The 18,843-nt window shown below is 66.3% G+C and carries 15 protein-coding genes and 1 tRNA gene (1 of these 16 running past the window's edge); 8 read left to right on the top strand and 8 right to left on the bottom strand.

What is annotated here, in order from left to right:
* Positions 1–24: 24 nt before the first annotated feature.
* A tRNA-Met gene (locus F3S47_RS09600) sits at positions 25–101 on the top strand.
* 103 nt (positions 102–204) lie between these two features.
* Here the strand turns inward: F3S47_RS09600 and F3S47_RS19650 are convergent.
* Together F3S47_RS19650 and F3S47_RS09595 are read right to left on the bottom strand one after the other, a co-directional pair.
* Positions 205–336: a hypothetical protein gene (locus F3S47_RS19650; RefSeq protein WP_263405981.1), complete on the bottom strand. Its 132-nt coding sequence runs from the start codon at positions 334–336 to the stop codon at positions 205–207.
* A gap of 200 nt (positions 337–536) precedes the next feature.
* The gene (locus F3S47_RS09595) at positions 537–854 is read right to left on the bottom strand and encodes a DUF2147 domain-containing protein (RefSeq protein WP_150445017.1); all 318 of its coding nucleotides are present in this window, start codon (positions 852–854) and stop codon (positions 537–539) included.
* Positions 855–1,118: 264 nt separating this feature from the next.
* On the opposite strand from F3S47_RS09595, the gene F3S47_RS09590 reads away from it, so the two are divergent.
* On the top strand, positions 1,119–3,035 hold the full coding sequence (locus F3S47_RS09590) for a BTAD domain-containing putative transcriptional regulator (protein WP_150445016.1): 1,917 nt from the start codon (positions 1,119–1,121) through the stop codon (positions 3,033–3,035).
* On the opposite strand, the gene F3S47_RS09585 is transcribed toward F3S47_RS09590, so the two are convergent.
* The 6 genes from F3S47_RS09585 to F3S47_RS09560 all read right to left on the bottom strand — a co-directional run bounded on the left by F3S47_RS09585 (position 2,998) and on the right by F3S47_RS09560 (position 9,375).
* A complete protein-coding gene (locus F3S47_RS09585; protein WP_150445015.1) occupies positions 2,998–3,750 on the bottom strand; it encodes a TfuA-like protein in 753 nt (250 codons plus the stop codon). The two genes, F3S47_RS09590 and F3S47_RS09585, sit on opposite strands and share 38 nt — an antisense overlap.
* Entirely contained in the window at positions 3,740–4,966 is a 1,227-nt protein-coding gene (locus tag F3S47_RS09580) for a YcaO-like family protein (protein WP_191090131.1), read from the bottom strand. Before F3S47_RS09580 ends, F3S47_RS09585 begins: the two co-directional genes overlap by 11 nt.
* Positions 4,944–5,546: a hypothetical protein gene (locus F3S47_RS19370; RefSeq protein ID WP_191090130.1), complete on the bottom strand. Its 603-nt coding sequence runs from the start codon at positions 5,544–5,546 to the stop codon at positions 4,944–4,946. Before F3S47_RS19370 ends, F3S47_RS09580 begins: the two co-directional genes overlap by 23 nt.
* Before the next feature lie 18 nt (positions 5,547–5,564).
* A complete protein-coding gene (locus F3S47_RS09575) occupies positions 5,565–7,907 on the bottom strand; it encodes a hypothetical protein (protein ID WP_191090129.1) in 2,343 nt (780 codons plus the stop codon).
* Positions 7,908–8,092: 185 nt separating this feature from the next.
* Positions 8,093–9,049 carry a lysophospholipid acyltransferase family protein gene (locus F3S47_RS09565; RefSeq protein ID WP_150445011.1) on the bottom strand — a complete coding sequence of 319 codons (957 nt, stop codon included), beginning with the start codon at positions 9,047–9,049 and terminating at the stop codon, positions 8,093–8,095.
* An 89-nt stretch (positions 9,050–9,138) separates the two neighbouring features.
* On the bottom strand, positions 9,139–9,375 hold the full coding sequence (locus F3S47_RS09560) for a hypothetical protein (protein ID WP_150445010.1): 237 nt from the start codon (positions 9,373–9,375) through the stop codon (positions 9,139–9,141).
* A gap of 222 nt (positions 9,376–9,597) precedes the next feature.
* Here F3S47_RS09560 and F3S47_RS09555 point away from each other — a divergent pair, with 222 nt between their 5' ends.
* The 6 genes from F3S47_RS09555 to F3S47_RS09530 all read left to right on the top strand — a co-directional run.
* A complete protein-coding gene (locus tag F3S47_RS09555; protein WP_150445009.1) occupies positions 9,598–10,287 on the top strand; it encodes a Crp/Fnr family transcriptional regulator in 690 nt (229 codons plus the stop codon).
* 98 nt (positions 10,288–10,385) lie between these two features.
* The gene (locus F3S47_RS09550; protein ID WP_150445008.1) at positions 10,386–10,595 is read left to right on the top strand and encodes a YgaP family membrane protein; all 210 of its coding nucleotides are present in this window, start codon (positions 10,386–10,388) and stop codon (positions 10,593–10,595) included.
* 36 nt (positions 10,596–10,631) lie between these two features.
* Positions 10,632–11,519: an MBL fold metallo-hydrolase gene (locus F3S47_RS09545; protein ID WP_150445007.1), complete on the top strand. Its 888-nt coding sequence runs from the start codon at positions 10,632–10,634 to the stop codon at positions 11,517–11,519.
* A 515-nt stretch (positions 11,520–12,034) separates the two neighbouring features.
* The gene (locus F3S47_RS09540) at positions 12,035–13,282 is read left to right on the top strand and encodes a TolC family protein (protein WP_191090128.1); all 1,248 of its coding nucleotides are present in this window, start codon (positions 12,035–12,037) and stop codon (positions 13,280–13,282) included.
* 28 nt (positions 13,283–13,310) lie between these two features.
* Positions 13,311–14,102, top strand: coding sequence for a SapC family protein (locus tag F3S47_RS09535; RefSeq protein ID WP_150445005.1), 792 nt, complete (start codon positions 13,311–13,313; stop codon positions 14,100–14,102).
* Positions 14,103–14,147: 45 nt separating this feature from the next.
* Positions 14,148–18,843 carry the beginning of an LEPR-XLL domain-containing protein gene (locus F3S47_RS09530; RefSeq protein WP_150445004.1) on the top strand. It continues 21,956 nt past the right edge of the window, so 4,696 of the gene's 26,652 nt are visible here — the first part of the coding sequence; its start codon is at positions 14,148–14,150; the stop codon falls past the right edge of the window.

The raw sequence follows: 18,843 nt of genomic DNA, 5'->3' as shown, positions 1-18,843 counted from the left end.
GAAGTTCCGATCGACACCAATTGGCGCGGGGTGGAGCAGTCCGGTAGCTCGTCAGGCTCATAACCTGAAGGTCAGAGGTTCAAATCCTCTCCCCGCAACCAAAAAAACGCCCCAAAAAGCGCGGTCCGGCCGCCAACCCGACCCCACAACAACGCACGAGCTCTTGACCAAAAAAGGCAGAGAACTGATCGTCGCGTTCTGAGGTCAGTCGCCAGCTCTAGTCTCCTTCGCGGCAAATCCCTCGTGTAACCGTGCGACCTCGGCGGCGACCGCATCGGTGTCGAGGTCGTCTTTCTGGCTGACGTTCCGCCCGAGGCGGCCGGTCTGTTGGTCCAAGGCCTGTACCTGCGCACAACGCGGATAGTCGACGCAGCGTTTCCGTCCTAGGCAGAGAAGCACTCTGGGTAAGCCCCTGTCTTGACGCCGTGCACCCGGCTCGCGCGGTGCGAGCCGGGTGTCCGGGCGCTGGGTGACGCCGACGCGGCGAACGGTCGGAGGGGGACGGGGGAGGACCGTCCCATGTCCGGTGCCGCAGGTTACCGGCGGGCAATCCGGATCGGGGCTTCGTCGAGAACCTTGTCTCCGGCCCGCAGCACCGCGGTTGCGTGCGCCGCGCGGCGAGGTGGAGCGTTGACCCGGACGTTGCGGTTCGTGCCGGCTTTCACGCGGGCCTTGCCGATCAGTTTGCCCGACTCGTAGATTTCCACGACCCCGTCATGGTCGGAGACGACGGTCCCAAGCTCCATGATGCCGCGATGGTCCTGGCGATCGATGATGGTGAAGTAGCTGTCGGCTGCCAGCGACGTGGCGCCGGCAACGAGCGCTGCACAGGTGGTTACGAGAATGCGTTTCATTTCAACTTCCTCTCTGCTGGATTTGGCCGCGCCGGTCATCGGGCCCGACCGTCTCTCTTGATGAGACACCTGCAGACTCGCACCCCTGCGTCACGCGGCCGTCAGGCGCCGTGCCCCTCCGCGTTAATAGTTCGTCAAACCGTCTGGGGCCTTGTTTGACGATGAGCGCTTCCGTGCGGCGGCGAGCGCGTTTGGTCCGTGGTCGGTTCTCGGGCATACTCCGCAGCGGCAGTCCGCCGAGGTGGGCGCTTTGCCGGGGGTGGCATGACTCACGTGGACTCCGTCACGGTACGACTGGCCGGCCAATTCGATGTCAGAACGGCAGACGGGCGCCTCCTGCTGCCCCGTGGCCGGAAATCGCGCGCCTTGCTCGCCTACCTTCTTTTTCAGCGCGGGAAGCCGGTTTCCCGGAGCAGGCTGGCCGATCTCTTCTGGTCGGACCGCGACACCGAACAGGCGCGCGCCAGTCTGCGCCAGGCCCTCTACGAGATCCGGAAGGCGCTTGGCGACGCCGCTTTCCAACGGCTCTCGGCCCGGCGGGAGACGGTCGCGATCGCGCCGAAGTCGATGGCATTCGATCTCTGGGACGCGGGCGACGAATACCACCCCGCCGCTGAGAGCTTGTTTCTGGAGGACCTCGACGACGTTTCGCCCGTCTTCGACGACTGGGTCGCCGAGATGAGGCGGACCATCCGTGCGGAGCAGCTGAAGAAGGGTGAGGCCCTACTGCATGGAGCGCTGCAAGGCGGGCAGGCCGATGCCATCGCGGCGGCGGCCACTACGGTGCTGGCGCTCGATGGCACGAATGAGCCCGCCGCGCGACGGCTGATCGAGGCGCTGGGGCAGCTTGGCCGGCCGTCGAGTGCGAAGGCGGAGTTCGAGAAGCTACGGCAGGCCCTCGAACAGGACGGTTTCGAAGTCGAGGCCCAGACGCGTGAAGTGCTGGCTGCGGCGCTGGACAGGTCGGAGGCAGCGGGGCCTGCCGCACAGCGCGTCCCGGTCGGCCCGGTTTCACGGGCCTCGGCGCTACCCACTCTGACGCTCCGTGTGCCGCAGGGAGATGACGGGGCAGGGACCGGACAGCTTGCCCGGAACATGGAAGAGGTCCTGAGCCACCGGCTGGAGAGGATGACGGAGCTCAGCGTGGTCGCCGGACCGTCTGCGGATTTCGAGCTGGAGGTCTCTGCGCAGCCGAGGGCGGACCGCGTCCTCTGTATCGTCCGCCTTACGGACCGCCGCAGCGGTGTGCTCTGCTGGTCCATGCGGGAAACCCTGCTGGCAGAGCGAGTGGTCGAACAGATGGATGACCACTCCGCGCACGCGGCGGGCGCAATCCTCGCTGCGATCGAGAGGATCGAGATACAGATGGCTGACGGGCGGTCGCCGGAGACTTCGACTGCCTATGATCACTACCTGCGGGCCAAGTTCCGCTTCTTCGAGGCCGACGGAAGCGACTACATGGCCGAGGTCCAGGAGGAGCTCGAGGCGGCGTTGGCCAAGGATCCTGATTTTGTCGCCGCGTATCCGCACCTGATCCAGAGCCACAATACCTCTACCTTCTACACCCGGCCGGGCCTGCCGCAGGCGGAAGGCCGCGCCCGCGCGCTGGAACTCGCGGAACGGTTGCTGTCGATCGACTCGCGGCAGGCCAATGGTCATATCGCCATGGGCTGGTGCTTGTTGTGGAGGCGGAACTTCGCCGCGGCCGAACGCTCGATCGAGACTGCCCTGCAGATCGGCACCGACGAGGCCCATCGTATCAACTCGATCGGAACCGCCCTCGTCTACCTCGGGCGGCACGAGGAGGGGGAGGGCTGCTACAACCTGGCCCAGGAACGGATGGTGCATGAGCTCGACTACCAACGTACCGACTACGGCGAACTCTTCTATCTCAAGGGCGATTACGACCAGGCCCTTTCCTGGCTCGATTTCGGAGAGCGCCGGACCCGCTATCGCACGCTCTTCTGGCGGGCGCTGACACTCGCGCAACTGGGACGATTGGCCGAGGCCTCGGCCGATCTCGAACGCTTGAATGCGGACATCGCGGAGAAATGGGCGGGCGGGCGGCCATGCGCGACTGGTGATCCCGTGCGATGGGTCCTGTCGCTCGTTCCGCTTCGGCGGGATGAGGACAACGCCCGGGTCATCGACGGTCTGGAGCGGCTGGGCGCCGCCTGGTGATCCTGGCGGGCGCTCCGGCCGCGTCGAGGTGACGCCGATAGTGCAAGGTCAGGGCAGGGGGCGGTGTCTCCGGGACCGGGATGTCGCCGATAGCGGCGAGCAGGGTGCAGGCGTCGTGCCTTTTTCGATGGACGTGATGCCGGCGCAGCAGCGCCTCCAGCCCGGCCACCTCTACCTCGCGACCAGCGATTTCGGCGAGCCGGCTCCATGTCCGGTCGGCAAAGAAGATGCGCCGCGCCGCGTCCCTGATCTTTGCCGCGTCCGATAGGGAGAAGTGGCCCGATTGCTGCAGCGCCTCGGCGGTTTCGTCCACCTCCACGATTGGGACGGTCAGCGCTTGGTGATGCAGCGCGGCCGGTCCGTGCAGGACCGCGACGTCGGCATCCGCCGTCCGCCTGCCCGAGGCGTAGTCCGAGAAGACGCGGCCGATCCCGACCATGCCGTAACGCGAGAGTTCGCAGGCCCGAAGTGCTCCCATGGAGGCAGCGCCGCAGACGGAAATCCCGCGGGACATGGCCTCGAGCAGTTCCTTGTGGAGCACGGCGGGCGCGTCGCCGAAGACGCCGTCGACAACACCGATCGCTCGGGGCCGGCAGCGAAGGGCACGCAGGACGTCGCCTCGGCCGACCGGGGGGCGGAAGGTGACGTGATCCGCACCTTGCCTGTCGGAGGGCGTGAGAGACGGGCCAGCAAAGACGATCACGTCATTCGGCATGGGCGGCGGTCCTGTTGGATCCGGCGAGCCGGGGCAGGTGGCCGTCGAGAAAGCCGAGGCCGGGGACGATCACTCGCACGACATGGATGGGCCAGCCCGGGCGGCTGAGGTCGGCACAAAGCACCCGGGAATATCCGTGGTCAGAAAGTCGCGCACAGAGCCGCGCGACATCTTCCTCCGCACACGGGCCACTCTCATCCACCCTGTCAAACGGACGCGGGCGCAGTTCGAGCGCTGAGGCGATTTCAGCCAGGCCGCGGAAGAGATTGCCGGTCACTGGCGGGGCATAGGCGTCTGCTGCCAGGTCGTCGCGGCTTCCGGCGATTTCGGTGAGCCGGCTCTGAGCCGCTTCGGTGATGGCGCGAGTTGCGGCGGTGACCGGGCAGAGGCTGCACCCCCGCCCGGCGTGAACCCTGCGAACCGGCGCACCGCCATCGCCCGACGACGATACCTCGGCAATGTCGGCGCGATAGGCAGGCACGCCAAGCGCATGGGTCATGTCATAGAGCCAAAGATGCAGCCCCGCGGACCTGATGCGTCCGATAAGCTCTGCCAAAACCCTCGATCGATCCGCGACAGATGCGACCGAGACGCGAGACACGCGGCGGGCAGCCTCTCCCGAGGCCTCGAATGCTGCGGTCGCGTCGCGTTCGACAACTTCGTGGAGGGCCGCCGCGATAGCTTCGGCGCGCGTGTTGCCCGACGCTAGCCCGTTGGTGGAGCGGCGGAAGGCAGGATGCTCTGGGGGACGGGTGAAGTCCTTGTGGACGAGGTCGCTCGGAAGCCACGCCAACGCGCCGTCGAGGAGATTCACGCCCGCGACGAAAGAGAGTTGGACATCGGGGTCGAGGCAGCCCCTGACAGGGAGGTCGCCCGGGTCGACGCCGGGCATCGCCTCCCGCAGGCTGGCCACCCTGCGGGTGAGGTCAACGCATTCGGCATGCCATCCCTCCGCTGCTTCCATTGCGGCGGAGGCCATCGCGGCGGCGAGGCTCGTCCCCTTGCCCTGGGCGACCGAGAGCGAGAGACCGTAGGGCCGGACTGCCTGCGCGACGGGGATGCCAATCCGATCCAGATCGGTGAGATCCGCGATCCGGCTGATGCCCATTTCGTCGTAGAGGGGGGTGAGCGCCGCCAGTGTCTCGTCCGGCGGGCGCGTCCTCTGCTCCCAGCGCTTCGGCGCGGGGCGTGGCTCAGTTCCCGGCATCGGCGGCATTGCCGAAATCCGCTGCACTGGCGTTTCCGGTGGCATCGCCGATCGCCGGCTCATCGGCAAGCGCGATGGAGCCGGTCGCGACTTCGAACGGCACGAGGTCAATGAGGGCCTGCGACGCCGCATTCCCGACTCCGGCCCGGACGGCCTTCAGGACCTTGGTCATCGCGTTCCGCCAGATGTAGCCGTCGGAGCCTTCATCCTCGCTATCGCCCGCCAGAAGATAGACCCTGATGCCGTCCACTTCGTCTTCGGGAACGGCCACCGCGCCCCACTTCCTGAAACCGCGTGCGACGTATGTGCTGCCGTCGAAACGGAAAAGCAGTAGCCTCGGAACCCGGTCCTCGAAAGGCAGGACAGCATCGTTCGGCAGGATCGTGTTTCCGGCCTCGAGCATCGCATTCGTTGCGGCGAGCTCGGCGTAATCACGGAGCTCTACCAGAGCCGGGTCGGCCGGCGGCGGGGCCGCGCCACCAGAGGGCGGGAGCTCCTCGATGCCGGACTGGTCGTTCTGGAGCCAATCGTCGGTGGCGATGAATGCCGTGTTCCGGTTGGCGTAGATTACCGCATGAACCTTTGTCATCACTTCCTGTCCTTCTCTCTAGTTGCTGCTCGACAAGACTCGCCCGAGGCGTTCGAGCACGTCGCCGTCGGTCGGTTTGACCTTCGACAGCGCGTTGATCTGCCCGCCGGCGATCTGTGTGTGGACCTGGTCGGCCGGATTGTCGGACCGACCCAAGCGGACGAGCTGATCGAAGATCTGCCCTTCCCGATCTCCTGCGGTGCCGTCCAGAAGGGTCCTGACGTTGGCGTAGAAGATCAGCCGGTCCAGCCATCCCAGTGCCTCCGGTTGCTCGCGCGCCAGGCTGGCAAGGTCGTCGGCTTGGGCCGACCTCAGCCGCGACAAGAGAACCTCCTCATCGGAAATGAAGGCGGGCGTCCGGTCCCGGAACAGGAGGTCTGCTTCGAACACGAGGGGCAGGGCCGGATTGCCCAATAGGTCGAAGATCTCGCGGCTCGCGGGGCCGAAGGGCTGCAGCGAGGGGTCGGGCGTGTAGATCAGTGCGACCCGGTTCGAATAGACGAGGGGGGCGCCGGGCAGCAGGAACGCGATTTGCGTCGTGAACCGCGTTGCGTTGGGAAAGGAGGTGAAGAGGAAGCTCGACGACAGCGGTGGAAGCGGCACGCGGAATTCCCACGCCGGTTCGCCCTCGAGCGTGACCTCGCTCGGTGCGCTCACCGCCTCGATCGCGCCGTCGAGCGGCGCGGTGAGGACCGAGTAGTCCGGCTGGAATAGAACCCCGCGCCGGGGAGGCCGGTCGGTCCAGACCGTCGGTCTTTCCTCGCGGACGAGCCAGAAGAAGTTGCCCGTGCTGAAGCTGAAGGGCAGGTCTTCCGATGCGGCAGTCTTGTGAACGTGAAGCTCGATGTACCCGGTGGGCGGCTGGAACATCGACTGCATCGGCTGCGACGTGAACTGGGACATCGAAACCGCCTCGTAGCCGATCGCCGGGTCATGCGTCGCGCCGTCGATCGCGAGCCTGAGCCGAGGGACCGGGGCGATTGGCTCCCGGATCGTCAGGGTCTGTCGCTCGGCATCGACGAAGGTTCGCCCGCCCGCCGAGACGAGATCGAAGGGCGCGTGCACGATCTGGCCCCGCTCTTCGTCGGTGAAGCCTGCGCCGCGTAGCGGTGCATTGACCTGACCCAGGTTCTGCTGGGCGAGCCGGTCCCTTCGCTCACGGCGGGTGGTCTCGTCCGCGATGTTCTCCAGGGCATAGATGTTCGGAGCGCCGAGCGGGTAGAGTGAGCCGTAGGCCATCCAGGACCGCGCGTCGGGCTCTGCAGACAGCCCCACACCGGCAAATGCGTCCCGCTGCCACGGATGTGGCAGATTAAGCAGATGCCCCAGTTCGTGCATGATCGTGAACCGGATCCGGAATGCGAGGTCATCGACGTCGGCCTGTGTCAGCCTTCGTCTCGCCGCCGCTCCCTGCCGAACGAGGCTCTCCGCGATGACCCTTGGATAGACGATGGCTGCGCGGCCAGCACCGAACCTGCGGGGATAGGCGTCGAGACCCAATGTGACGCCGAGGGGCACATCACGTGCAGCGTCTTCCGGGGCCGTTCGCGCGGAGAGGAAGATGGAGAACGAATACGGGGTCTGCCGCTCCGGCTCTCTTTGCAGGACGCCAAAGACCTCGGACTCGTTGCCCACGACGTAGGAAAGGCCGACCTGATCGAAATCGGCCAGACCAGTGGAAAATCCTGTCCGGATGAGTATCCCCTCATCGCGCAGGCTGCTGCCAAGGCTCCCGAGGTTACCGACGGCCGGGTCGCCGATCACCTCGTCGATCGCCTGCTTCACGAGATCGAGGTCGCCGCCGCCGCCGGCTGCTAGCGTGGGATCCGTGTCCACGAACAACTTGATCTGCCGGAAGCTCGGCAGGTGCGACACCTGCGGTCCGTTCGCGGCGATTGAGAGGTCACGCCGTTTCAGGCGCCCATCCAGCTCCGCGAGGCGGAACCGGGCCTGCGGCACGGTCCGCGCCCGGCCTTCGGCGCGCCCGAGATTCCGGAAGCGGCCGGTCAGGAAGAGCTTGGCGAGCCTGCCGGAAATCTCGTTCGGCGCATAGGTCGGTTCGCAGGTCGCCGCGAAGTCCCAGTCAAGCGCGGTGACGCCCTGTTTCGGGGTATAGACCGCATCGCTCCGCCAGGACATGACCCAGTCGGTTCGGTCCGGGTCATTGAAGAGATCGCCGCTGATCGTCGGTCCTTTGGGGTCGATCCTCAGATCGACGAACTGCATGTTTCCCGTCGGCGCAGCAGCCGGTGCGACCGCGAACTTGAGGGTGCCGCGGAGGTCCCGGAAAACGGGCGCATGGCCGTCTGCGCTCTCGATCTTGGCAAGATCGTCCAGAAGGTCCGGAAAGTCCTGTGGCATATGGCGCTCCTCGTCGACGTCGGGAGCCCGGCGCTGGCACAGGAAGACTCTACCGAACCGATGCACCGAAAACTGACGTCGGAATCGGCCTAACGCGCTACCGTCAATGCTCCGTCATCGCACTGGAGGACGGGCGCGGCGGATGACGGAAGACGCCGATGGCGAATTGCGTCGTTGGGGCAGGCTCACTCTGCCCCGATGGCTCCGTTGCCGATGTCCTGCTCGTCCCGCCATGCGGGCTCTGCGTCCTCGGTGCGCTTGGGCTTTCGCGATGCCAGCTTCCAGCGGTTGTGTATCCAGAACCATTGCTCGGGACGCTCTCTGACCTTCGTTTCCACGATATCATTATAGGCCTGCATCATGTCCCGGGGCGTGCCGAGAGCGATTGGTCTTTCGACCCATATATCGAACCCCAGCCCGTCGTCCTGGCGGACCCCGAAGACAGGCAGGAAAAGAGCGTCGTACCTGACGGCCCATTCCGCGGCAGCCAGCGATGTGTGAGCCGGCTTTCCGAAGAAGCTGAGAAGGGGCGCCTTGTTGGTGCGGACATCGGCCAGGATCCCGATCTTCCCGCCGGCCTTCAGGTATTTCACCAAGCCGACCACGCCCCGCTTGTCCGTGGCGAAAAGGGGCCCGCCGATGGTCGACATGGCCTCGACGTAGTGCGCGTTGAACGCGGCGTTGGACATCGGCCTGTACAGGCCCGCGATTTCGAAACCTCGCCGTCCCAGCGCCGCTCGGGCGGCGTCGTAGCTTCCGAAGTGGGCCGTGACCAGAACGACCGGTCTGCCTGCTAGGTGGGCCTCTTCGAGCGGAGCCAGACCTGGCCCGGAAAGCGGCGCATGATCCAGGCGCTCCAGCAGCTCCTTGCCGGAGTACATCTCGATGAGGCAACGCCCGAAGTTGTCGGGGACCTTCCGCGCAAGCACGGCCCTCTGCGCCCGGTCGAGCTCTGGCATCGCGTATGCCAGGTTCCTCTCGATCCGCCTCCGCCAGCCCGCAAGCGGCGCGACGACGGCCGAGAAGAACCACCCGAAGAATTGCACGCGGGCCCGGTAGGGCAGCAGGAGAGCCAACCCCAGTGCGCTCCGCGCGAAGATGTCGACCAGTCGGTCCTTTGCGTTGACCCCGGGCTGCGCCAATGTCCCTTTCCTCAAGCTATCCCGGGATGAGTGTAGCGCATTTCCCGGGCGATGTGACGTCCTTGGCTCGTGGCGGCTAACCCGAGTCCTCACTCGGCAGCTGCGCCCGGGGGCAGGGCTTCGTGGAAGACGACCTCGATCGGGATGATCTCCAGCCTCAGGGCCACCGGCTCGCCCAGCCGCTCGGAGATGAGGCGACGGAACTCTTCGGACGTGGCCTCGACGGTATCCAAGTTCTCCCGGATCCCGAGCATGACCACCGAGATGCCGAGCTGTCCGTCCGTCCGTTCTCCCCGGACCTGCCAGACATAGCTGTCCTCGCTCACGAGGCCGGTCTCCTGGTTGACCGCATCGACGTACAGACGCTTGACCGCACGACTGCCGCCGCGTCACTCCGGAAACTCTAGCTTTGCCGCAACCCGGTTGAAAAGGTCCACCGTTTCACGTGATCGACCGTTCCGGACACCGGAGGTCGGTTTATTGTAGTGCCAGACTTTCGAGACGGTTCTTCTTGATAAACTGCCCGGCGGGTGCGGGAGGATGAGAACGTGAAACAGTCAGCAACCAAGCCCCACGACTGGATTGCTCAGTTCGAGGGACTGAGCACGCTTCCGCCGGAGCTTCGCGACGAGCTCCTCGAGGGAAGCGAGGTCGTCGAGGTACCGGCGGGCACGCAGATTTTCAGTCCGGGCCAGTCGGCGGACAATTTCCTGCTGCTGCTCAAGGGCACCGTCAGGGTCCAGCAGAAATCCGAGACAGGGCGGGAGGTGTTTCTTTACCGCGTCCACGCGGGTGAAAGCTGCGTGCTCACCACCGCCTGCATGCTGGCATTCGAGGACTACGCGGCCGACGGCGTGGCAGAAACCGACGTGCGCGCCGTCGCCATCCCGCGCAGAACCTTCGACGATCTTGCCGGGCGGTCGCCGCTCTTTCGAGAATTCGTATTCAAGGCCTACTCCCGCAGGATCACCGACCTCTTCACCCTGATCGACGACATCGTCTTTCAGCGCATGGACGTCCGGCTCGCGGCGCGGCTGCTGGAACTGGCCGACGAGGCCGGGGTGGTCCATGCCACTCACCAGGTTCTGGCCAGCGAACTCGGGACGGCCCGCGAGGTGATCTCGCGCACGCTCTCCGAGTTTCATCGCCGCGGCTGGGTCGAGCAGGCTCGCGGCGAGGTCAGGCTCTCCGGCCGGGAAGGGCTCGAGCGTCTGGCCAGATCGGCCGGCGAACGCTGAGGCAATGACCGTTCGGGGGGCTTCGGTGACGAAGTCACCAAGGCGAGGGACCTTCTCGTGCAATCAGTAATCGCAGACTGATTCCGAAGGAGGATGAGATGTCCCGGAACATGGGTGTCACCGATCGCGTGCTGCGCGCCGCCGTAGCCGCTCTTCTGCTCTTCATAGTTTTCGGCACGGCGATTGCCGTGTCCGGGCTGTGGTTCTGGCTGGCCCTCGCCGTGGCCGCCGTCTTCGCCCTGACCGCTCTGGTCGGGGTTTGCCCGCTCTACAGCGTCTTCGGCATCCGGACCTGTCCGACCGGCTGAGGCCGCCGCTCGTCCCGCAAGACACGGAGAAAGAATATGTTCGACCATACGCTCGACCGCCGGACGAAGCCTGAAGTTCATCCGTTCTTCGACCCGGCCACTAATACGATTAGCTACGTCGTGAAGGATCCCGGCTCCGAGGCCTGTGCCATCGTCGATTCCGTGATGGACATCGACTATGCGGCTGGGCGCATCAGCTACGACCACGCGGACGAGATCATCGGTTTCGTGCGGGACAACGGGCTGAAGGTCGAGTGGCTGATCGAGACGCATGTCCACGCCGACCACCTGAGCGCCGCCCCCTATATACAGCAGAAACTGGGCGGCAAGCTCGGCATCGGCCGCAACATCACGGTCGTGCAGGACACCTTCGGCAAGGTCTTCAACGAGGGCACCGAATTCCAGCGCGACGGCAGCCAGTTCGACCGGCTCTTCGACGATGGTGACACCTACTTGGTCGGGGGCATGAAGTGTCTCGCTCTTCACACGCCCGGCCACACCCCGGCATGCATGACCCATGTCATGGGCGACGCAGCATTCGTCGGGGATACGCTCTTCATGCCAGATGGCGGCTCCGCGCGGGCGGACTTCCCGGGCGGCGACGCCGGCACCCTCTATGACAGCATCCAGAAGGTGCTGAGCCTGCCGGAGGAGACCAGGCTGTTCATGTGCCATGACTACGGGCCGAACGGCCGCGACATCCAGTGGGAGACGACGGTCGCCGAGGAGAAGGCGCAGAATATCCACGTGGGCGGAGGCAAGACGAAGGAGGAGTTCGTCAAGTTCCGCACCGAGCGGGACGCACAGCTCGACATGCCGCGCCTCATCATACCGTCGCTGCAGGTCAACATGCGGGCAGGGGAGCTTCCGCCGCCGGACGACACGGGCAAGCGCTTCCTGAAGGTACCGCTCAACACGCTCTGATCTACTTGGGGCACGAGGGCGCATGGCTCGATGGCGATCGGTCGTCGCCATCGAGCACAACTACCCAACGTCAAGAAACTTGCCGCGACCGACGGGGACTGATGAGCGCCCGGTCGCGGCGGCTGCCGACTACCGGCCAGTCCGGCCCGCGAGCGGGGCCGACCGAGATCTGAGCGCCCGTGTCGCGATCAACGAATACCGTAGCTTGCCTGATCGACCTGGCGAACATTTTTGCGCGACTACCCTGAGCCGCCAACTCGCGCATCCGACACTATAGGTTGTGTCGAGCTTCCTGTCTTCGCGCACTAATGGCGCAAGTAGACCCAACGGCTTGGCCACTAAGGTTGACACAACGTCAGTCCGTAGGTGAAAAGACTGTTAAGGGACAGGAGCGGAAAGAACCGTTCCGGGTTTTCAGGGGACAGTTGAACTTGGGTCTAAATGCCTTTTTTGCCGCAGGCGCCGCGCTGTGGCTCTCTCTTGGTGCGACTTCAAGCGCCGCTCAGCAGATCACATTGGCTGAGGCTTTCGGCCGGATGCAGGGGCAGGAGCTCCAGCTTCAGATCCTCGACCTCGAGCGGGAGGTCGCCGAAGAAGTCGTTCGTCAGGCCAGGGCCCAACGCCTGCCTCGGGTGAGCCTGCGGTTCCAGACATCCTATACCCAGCAGGACATCCTCAGCGCCGACAACACGACGTTCAGTTCCGGGCAGAGCGAGTTTCCGACCACATCGATCGCGCTGCAGGTGTCGCAGCCACTCTACGATGCCACGGCGTTCCGGGCCATGCCGGTCGCACAGGCCGAGCAGGCGGTCGTCGCAGCGGAAGCCGAACAGGCACGCCAGGAGATCGCCGGACGGCTCGTCGGCAGTTACCTCTCCGTCGCCGAAGCGGCCTTGGACGTGCGGCAGGCCGAGGTTCTCGTCCGGGCGAGGACTCAGCTGGAGCGGATACTCGAGCTCGAGGTCCAGGCGGGCCGCGCAGACCGCCGCCTGCTCGACCGCGCCACCGGCGACACGTTCGGCGCTCGGGCGGAGCTGTCGGATGCGCAGCTCGGTCGGTCGGACGCCCTGTTCGACCTCTACCGCTTTACCGGCCCCGAGGTCACCTCGGTGGTCGTCCCGGCCTCCATCGGCATTCCCTCGATCAGCAACTTCGCCAGCACCTTCTCTCGCGACCGTCTGCTGCAGATGTCGCCACGGGTCGAGATTGCCCGGGCCCGGGCCGCGCTGGCCCGGAAGCGCCTGGAGCAGATCAAGGGCGAACGACTGCCGAGCGCGAACCTGACGCTCGACGTCACGCGCGAACGGACGGAGGGCTCGCTCTTCGGTGGCGGCAGCGACGTGCAGAGCTCCGAGCTGGGGCTCTCCGTGGACGTCCCGATCTACGAAGGCGGCGTCGTGCGCTCGCGCATCCGCGAGGCGGAGACGCGCGTGCAGATCGAGGACCTTCGGGTCCGCGAAGCCGCCGACCTCGTCACTCGCCGCTACGGCGCCCTGCTGGAAGCCGCGCAGCAGAGCCAGGCCCGCACGGCGGCCATCGGCCAACAACTCAACGAAGCCCGACAGGAGCTTGCCGGCGCCCGCGCCGCGGGTGACGCGGGCCGCGCCGACGCCCGGCTCCTGCTCGAGCAGGGCCTGCGCGTCGATATCCTCGCCGTGGAGCTGCAGGCCTCGCGCCTGCGGACCCTCAGAATCCAGGCCGAGCTGCTCACGCTCTTCGGCGCGCTCGATGTCGGCGCGCTGTCGCAGCAACTGAGCAGCTAGCGAAAAGACGAACGGAAGCCTCCTTACGATGACCAAGCAACTGTTGATCTACGAAAGCGTCACCCCTGTCAGCCGGGTCGATCACCGCGATGTCGCGGTGCGCCGCACCTCGTCTTTCGCCTTCGCGAAAGGCACCAACTCGGTTCCGCTGGTCGACGTCGAGTTCGCCAAGGCGGCTGTCGAGATGCCCATCGTCTTCGCGCCCTCGGAAACCGGGACGATCCCGGTCGCTCTTCTGGGCACGGCCCGTGATCAGTGCGCCTTCGTCAAGGAGGACGGCAGCTGGGACGGCGCCTATGTGCCCGCCTTCTTCCGGCGCTATCCCTTCGTCTTTGCCGTGCAGGACGGACAGGACCGCCTGACGCTCTGCATCGACGAGAGTTTCGAGGGGCTGAACCGCGATGGCGTGGGCGAGCGGCTCTTCGACAGCGAGGGCAACGAGACGAGCTACACCAATACCGTTCTGCGCTTCGCCGAGGAATACCAGGCCAGCTTCAACCGCACGCAGGCCTTCTGCGACCGCCTGAAGGAGGCTGGCCTCCTGGAGGATGCGCGCGTCGACTACACGCTGCAGGACGGTCGCGCCGGGCAGATCAACGGCTTCCAGCGAGTGAACCCCGAGAAGCTGCGCGACCTGCCGGACGAGAAGGTCGTAGAGCTCTTCCGCTCGGGCGACTTGGCGCTGATCCAGCTTCACCTGGCCTCCATGCAGCTGGTCGAGCGCCTGGTCACCAAGGCGACGACCGCGATGCAGCCGGCGGGGTCAGAGGAGGCCGGCGACGCCAGCGACGCGTCCGAGGAGACGGCCGAGGTTCACTAGCCGGCCTGCGGGGCGGGACGATGACGCTTTTTGGTAAAGAGAGACATGGGCAAGCACAGTTCTGATGAGTTCCGCGGGGGCCGTCCGGCCCCGCTGACGGGGCTCCTTCCCGGTTTCGAGCGTCCGGAAGCGTCGCCGAAGGAATTGCCCCCTCGTCTCTGGCGTCCGCTTCGCCGTCGTGCCCTGAAACGGCGTAGCCCGGGCATCGACACGCTCGAGCCGCGCGTCCTTCTCAGCGGGGACCCGATAGCGGCCACGGCCTCCATCGCCGCGGTGGACGAGGCCGTCGTCCGGGTGACCGAGGTCGCGTACACCGACAACGAGGGCAACGATCAGAAGGAGCTTCGGCTTCAGCTCGTCGAGGGGAAATCGCAGGAGGACATCCAGAGCCAGGACAATCCGAACGTCCTGAGCTGGAAACGTATCCGGACGATCGACGGCACCAACCGGGTCGTCGACATCGACGGGCAGGGGGACGTCACGGAGGTCTACGACGTCTTCAGGATCAACGCCGAGGACGGTGGCAGCGACGACGGGCAGGGGCAGCGGCTGTTCATCGACCAGTCGGTGATGTCGCTGCAGGAAGGTCTGTCCTTCGCGGTCGACCTCGGAGGCGGTGAAGATCAGATCGCGGGGCCGAATGGATCTGTCGGCCTGGTCTGGACCATCGGGGATCGGGACGACACGACCTCGTCCGGCGTCTCGGGCCGGGTGGGTGAGGCCAAGCCCCAGGGCAGCGCCACCGATCCCGACACGTCCTACGGTCTCCGCGCGATCGACGAGACGATCGACCTTCCGGGCGGTCGCGAGGGCTTCCTCAGCTTCTCCGGTATCGATCGCTTCGAGCTGAATGCTGCGGTCGATGTCATCTCCACTCCGGACACGGTGGCCTCCTGGCAACTCGGGTGGAGTAGCAACGGCACATCGCTGGTGCGGGAAGGTGCAACCTCCGCCCAGAATCTGCTGATCACCGGCGCAGAGGGGCTGAGCATCGCCGGCGGGCATGTTGACATGTCGGCCCAGGCCGACGGTCGCGTGGGACTCAACGCCGAGGGCGGCCGCCTGGCGCTCTACGATTCCACCGACTCCAAGCTCCTCGATTTCGACGTGCGCGGCGCCGAGCGCTACACGGCAACAGGCGGCGACGACGAGGCTCGTGCAGCGCAGGGCGTGGATATCGACCTGGGTGGCGGTGACGACGTCCTGACCGGCACCGACTTCACGACGACCTGGACGCTGAACGCTCGCGGGTCCGGGATGGACCTGACGCTCGAGTACTTCGACCTCGACGGCGTTTCCTTGGGCACCCAGTCCTATACCGGCGTGGACTCCATCATCGGCGGCGATGCCGAGGACACGTTCATTGCCGACTACGACAGTCACGTCGACGTCGTCGTCACCGAGGACGCTCTCGGCCAGCGCAACCTGACCCTCTACGACGCCGGTCTGCGGACCGACGGCATCGAACTGGAGTCGTTTGAATCCCTGCGGGCGGCCGAGGCTCCGACCGACAGCAGCTACAGCACGCTCGACCTGTCTGCGCTCTCGACCGACCTAACGGTCAACCTTGCCGAGAACCTTGTTACCGGGTTCCAGTCCGTGTCCGGCTTCCAGGGACTCCTGACCGGCAGCGGAGCCGACCAAGTCTACATGACCGCCGACACGCGGAGGGTCGAGACCGGCGCTGGCGATGACGTGATCGTGCTGGCGCGCACCGATCGGGACGCCACGCTGAACGCGGGCGGTGGCACGGACATCCTGCATGGCGACAAGGACCTGGGCGTCTGGTCCGAGGTCACCTTGACGGGCGTCAGCAGCACCGTCGGCGGCTTTGCGGGCTCGGTGCGTTCGATGGAGGATGACGGAACGGGCACCACGCAGGTGGTCGCCAGCTCCGGAACGGTCACGCTCCAAGGCGGCTTCTCGGCGTTCCAGGGTCAGGGGGTCGACGACGAACCCGACACCCTTATCGCGAATTTCAGCTCGGCTTACACCTGGTATGTCGACGGGGTGAACGGCGGCCGGCTGGATGTGGGCGGAACGGCTTTCACCTATGCCGAGATCATGCGGGGCTCTGCCGCCGCTGGCTCGGCGACGCTCAGCTACGCCAACTATGGCAAGGGTGTCACTGCCAGCCTCGACCGGAACTCGGCCGACGGCTTCCAGAGCTTCGACGGCGCCGCGGTGGTCACCCTGACCGGGACGGAGTTCGACGACGTCCTGGTCGGCGGCGATGCCACGGCCAGCGTGAGCGGCGGTCTCGGTGACGACACGCTCGGAATCCAGGGCTACGGGGGCCGCACGGTCGACGGCGGCGAGGGGACGGACAGCCTGAACCTCTTCGGCGCGACCGGAGCGGTGACGCTCGGCGCCTCGGAGATCACCGGCGGCGATGGCACCACGACCTTCACCGGTATCGAAAACGCAGGGCTTTTCGTCGACACGGACCACACCGGCGACGTCACCCTCAACGCGGCGGCCTTCGGTGGCGGCGTCACCCTGCGGGGTGGCGCTGGCGACGACATCCTCACCGCTACCGGCCAGGACGACACGATCATCGGGAGCCTCGGCTCCGACACCATCGACGGCGGCAGTGGGACCGACGGCTATGTCGGTATCGGGCTCGCTGGCAACCGGACGGTTTCCGACCGCGAGGACGCCGGACTGCTCGTCTTCGACATCGGCGGAGCGGTCGGCCACGAACTCAAGGGCGTCGAGGCAATCACTCTCGAGGGCGACGACGACGCCAATGAGTTCGACGCAAGCGGCATCACGCTGAGCCGGAGCGCCAGCGAACTGACCCTGACGCTCCTGGGGCAGGGCGGCGACGACGTCCTGATCGGGGGGATCGGAAACGACGTGCTCAGCGGGGGCTACGGTGCCGACAGCTTCGATGGCGGCGACGGCGAGGACACTCTGCAGGAAGGGGCCCGGTTCCCGTTCCAGCCGGGGCCGGGCCTGCTGCCCGACGGTGGACTGACGCGCTACGTCCTGACGAACACGAGCTTCGCCCATACCTCCGACACGGCGGTCGACGAGACCATCACGCTCGACGTCTCCGGGGCGGGGTCGGACGACGATTGGTTCCGCCTGCGACTGGAGCTGGACGACGGTCTGCAGTTGGACGGACCGAAGCTCTCCTACGACGCCACGGATGCGGACGTGCAGGGCGTCATGTCGAGCTGGAAGCAGTTCCCGCGCGGCAACTGGTCGACGGCGTTGGAGCGCGACGGTGACGGGCGCATCACCGAAATCGCCCTGACATTCTCCGGCGCGCTGGGCGGCCGCGTGACGGGGTACGGCCTGTCCGCGGAGCTGCGGCAGACCGCCTCCGGCAGCGTCTCCGTGACCGAGGTGACCGGCACGAAATCGGTGCCGACCGCGGATGCGGTCGAAAGCCTGACCGGCATCGAGAATGCCCGCCTCGTGTCTTCCATGTCCGAGGCCGCCTACGTCGATCTTTCCGGGTGGAGCGGGACGGCGACGCTGACCGGCTCGGGGCTCACAGATATCGTCCGGCTGGGCCACGGCCATACCGCGGATCTCGGGGCAGGGGACGACCATGTCACCTTCGTCGACAACGGCGGGACCGGAGCGAAGGCCACCGTCACCGGCGGCGCAGGGTTCGACGTGCTCGAGGCCGAGGGCGACACTCTCACCCTGACGGATGCGAACATCGTGTTCGGCAGCGGCGAGGCGGCCGTCGGCGGCTTCGAGGACTTCCGGCTGCGGGGTACCACCGGTGCGGACACGCTTGACGCTTCCGGCCTGACCGCGGCCGAACTGACGGCCACGACCGAACTCGCCACGCTGCGTGGTGGACTTGGCCTGCCGCTGGGCAGCGGCGCGGAGTTCAAGATCGTCTTCGAGGACGGAACACGGCCGGATGCCGAGGTCGACATCGCCGTTGATGCCGTGGACATCCAGGACGTGCTCGATGCGATCAACGCGGTGGAGGGGGTCACGGCCAGCATCGTTCAGGGGCAGATCGAGATCGCGGTCGATAATCCCGGAACGGATGGGAGCATCTACCTCGACGGTGCGGCCGGTGATGGCGGGACGTCCGCTACCCTGCGAACGGCGACCCTGACCGCGCTCGGGTTCGAACGCGGCGTGAGTGGCGACACGCTGGTCTCCGACATGGCCGGCCCGTTACGTGTCCTATTCGAAGGTCTTGGCGGGGCCGACACGATGATCGGCTCCTCGGGGGACGACATCTTTGTCGTCGACGGCACCCCCAACGTCGACGTCACAGGCAACGCGGGGCGCGATCATCTCATCTTCAGATCGGCCGTCTCTGGGATCGGCAGTCTCTCTACCACCGGCGGCAATCACGTTCTGGACTGGGGCGGGGCCAACAGCTTCGCCATTTCGGACGACGTCGAGGTCGTCGGAATCCGCGGCGACGACGGCAACAACGACTTCAATGCCAGCGGCTTCAGCGGAGACCTCGTTTATCGCAGCGGCGGCGGAACGGATTCCGTGCAGACCGGCGAGGGCGCCGACGTCATCGTCGCCGAGGACCTCGGCGCGTCAGGCGCCGCGCTGACCGTCGATGGCTCCGGTAGCAGCACGACGGGAATCGAGGATCGCGTCTACGCGGTGATGGCGTCCGATGTGACCAGCACGGCATTGGGCGCACTGACGCTGACGGACACCAATGCCTCGCGCATCATGGGCAGCGCACCGATCGAGGCCGAGGTCGTGGCGGTCACCCGGTATGACGACTCCCGCTCGGGCA

The organism is Histidinibacterium aquaticum, from assembly GCF_008710275.1.
Lineage (GTDB): Bacteria > Pseudomonadota > Alphaproteobacteria > Rhodobacterales > Rhodobacteraceae > Oceanicola > Oceanicola aquaticus.
This window is presented reverse-complemented; position numbering and strand designations above follow the sequence as displayed.

What these genes read in the sequence shown, in the direction of transcription:
- F3S47_RS09580 (WP_191090131.1), bottom strand. Translation starts at nt 4,966, where the DNA reads ATGCCGCCGATGCCGGGAACTGAGCCACGCCCCGCGCCGAAGCGCTGG.
- F3S47_RS09585 (WP_150445015.1), bottom strand. Translation starts at nt 3,750, where the DNA reads ATGCCGAATGACGTGATCGTCTTTGCTGGCCCGTCTCTCACGCCCTCC.
- F3S47_RS09535 (WP_150445005.1), top strand. Translation starts at nt 13,311, where the DNA reads ATGACCAAGCAACTGTTGATCTACGAAAGCGTCACCCCTGTCAGCCGG.
- F3S47_RS09545 (WP_150445007.1), top strand. Translation starts at nt 10,632, where the DNA reads ATGTTCGACCATACGCTCGACCGCCGGACGAAGCCTGAAGTTCATCCG.
- F3S47_RS09550 (WP_150445008.1), top strand. Translation starts at nt 10,386, where the DNA reads ATGTCCCGGAACATGGGTGTCACCGATCGCGTGCTGCGCGCCGCCGTA.
- F3S47_RS09590 (WP_150445016.1), top strand. Translation starts at nt 1,119, where the DNA reads ATGACTCACGTGGACTCCGTCACGGTACGACTGGCCGGCCAATTCGAT.
- F3S47_RS09595 (WP_150445017.1), bottom strand. Translation starts at nt 854, where the DNA reads ATGAAACGCATTCTCGTAACCACCTGTGCAGCGCTCGTTGCCGGCGCC.
- F3S47_RS19370 (WP_191090130.1), bottom strand. Translation starts at nt 5,546, where the DNA reads ATGACAAAGGTTCATGCGGTAATCTACGCCAACCGGAACACGGCATTC.
- F3S47_RS09575 (WP_191090129.1), bottom strand. Translation starts at nt 7,907, where the DNA reads ATGCCACAGGACTTTCCGGACCTTCTGGACGATCTTGCCAAGATCGAG.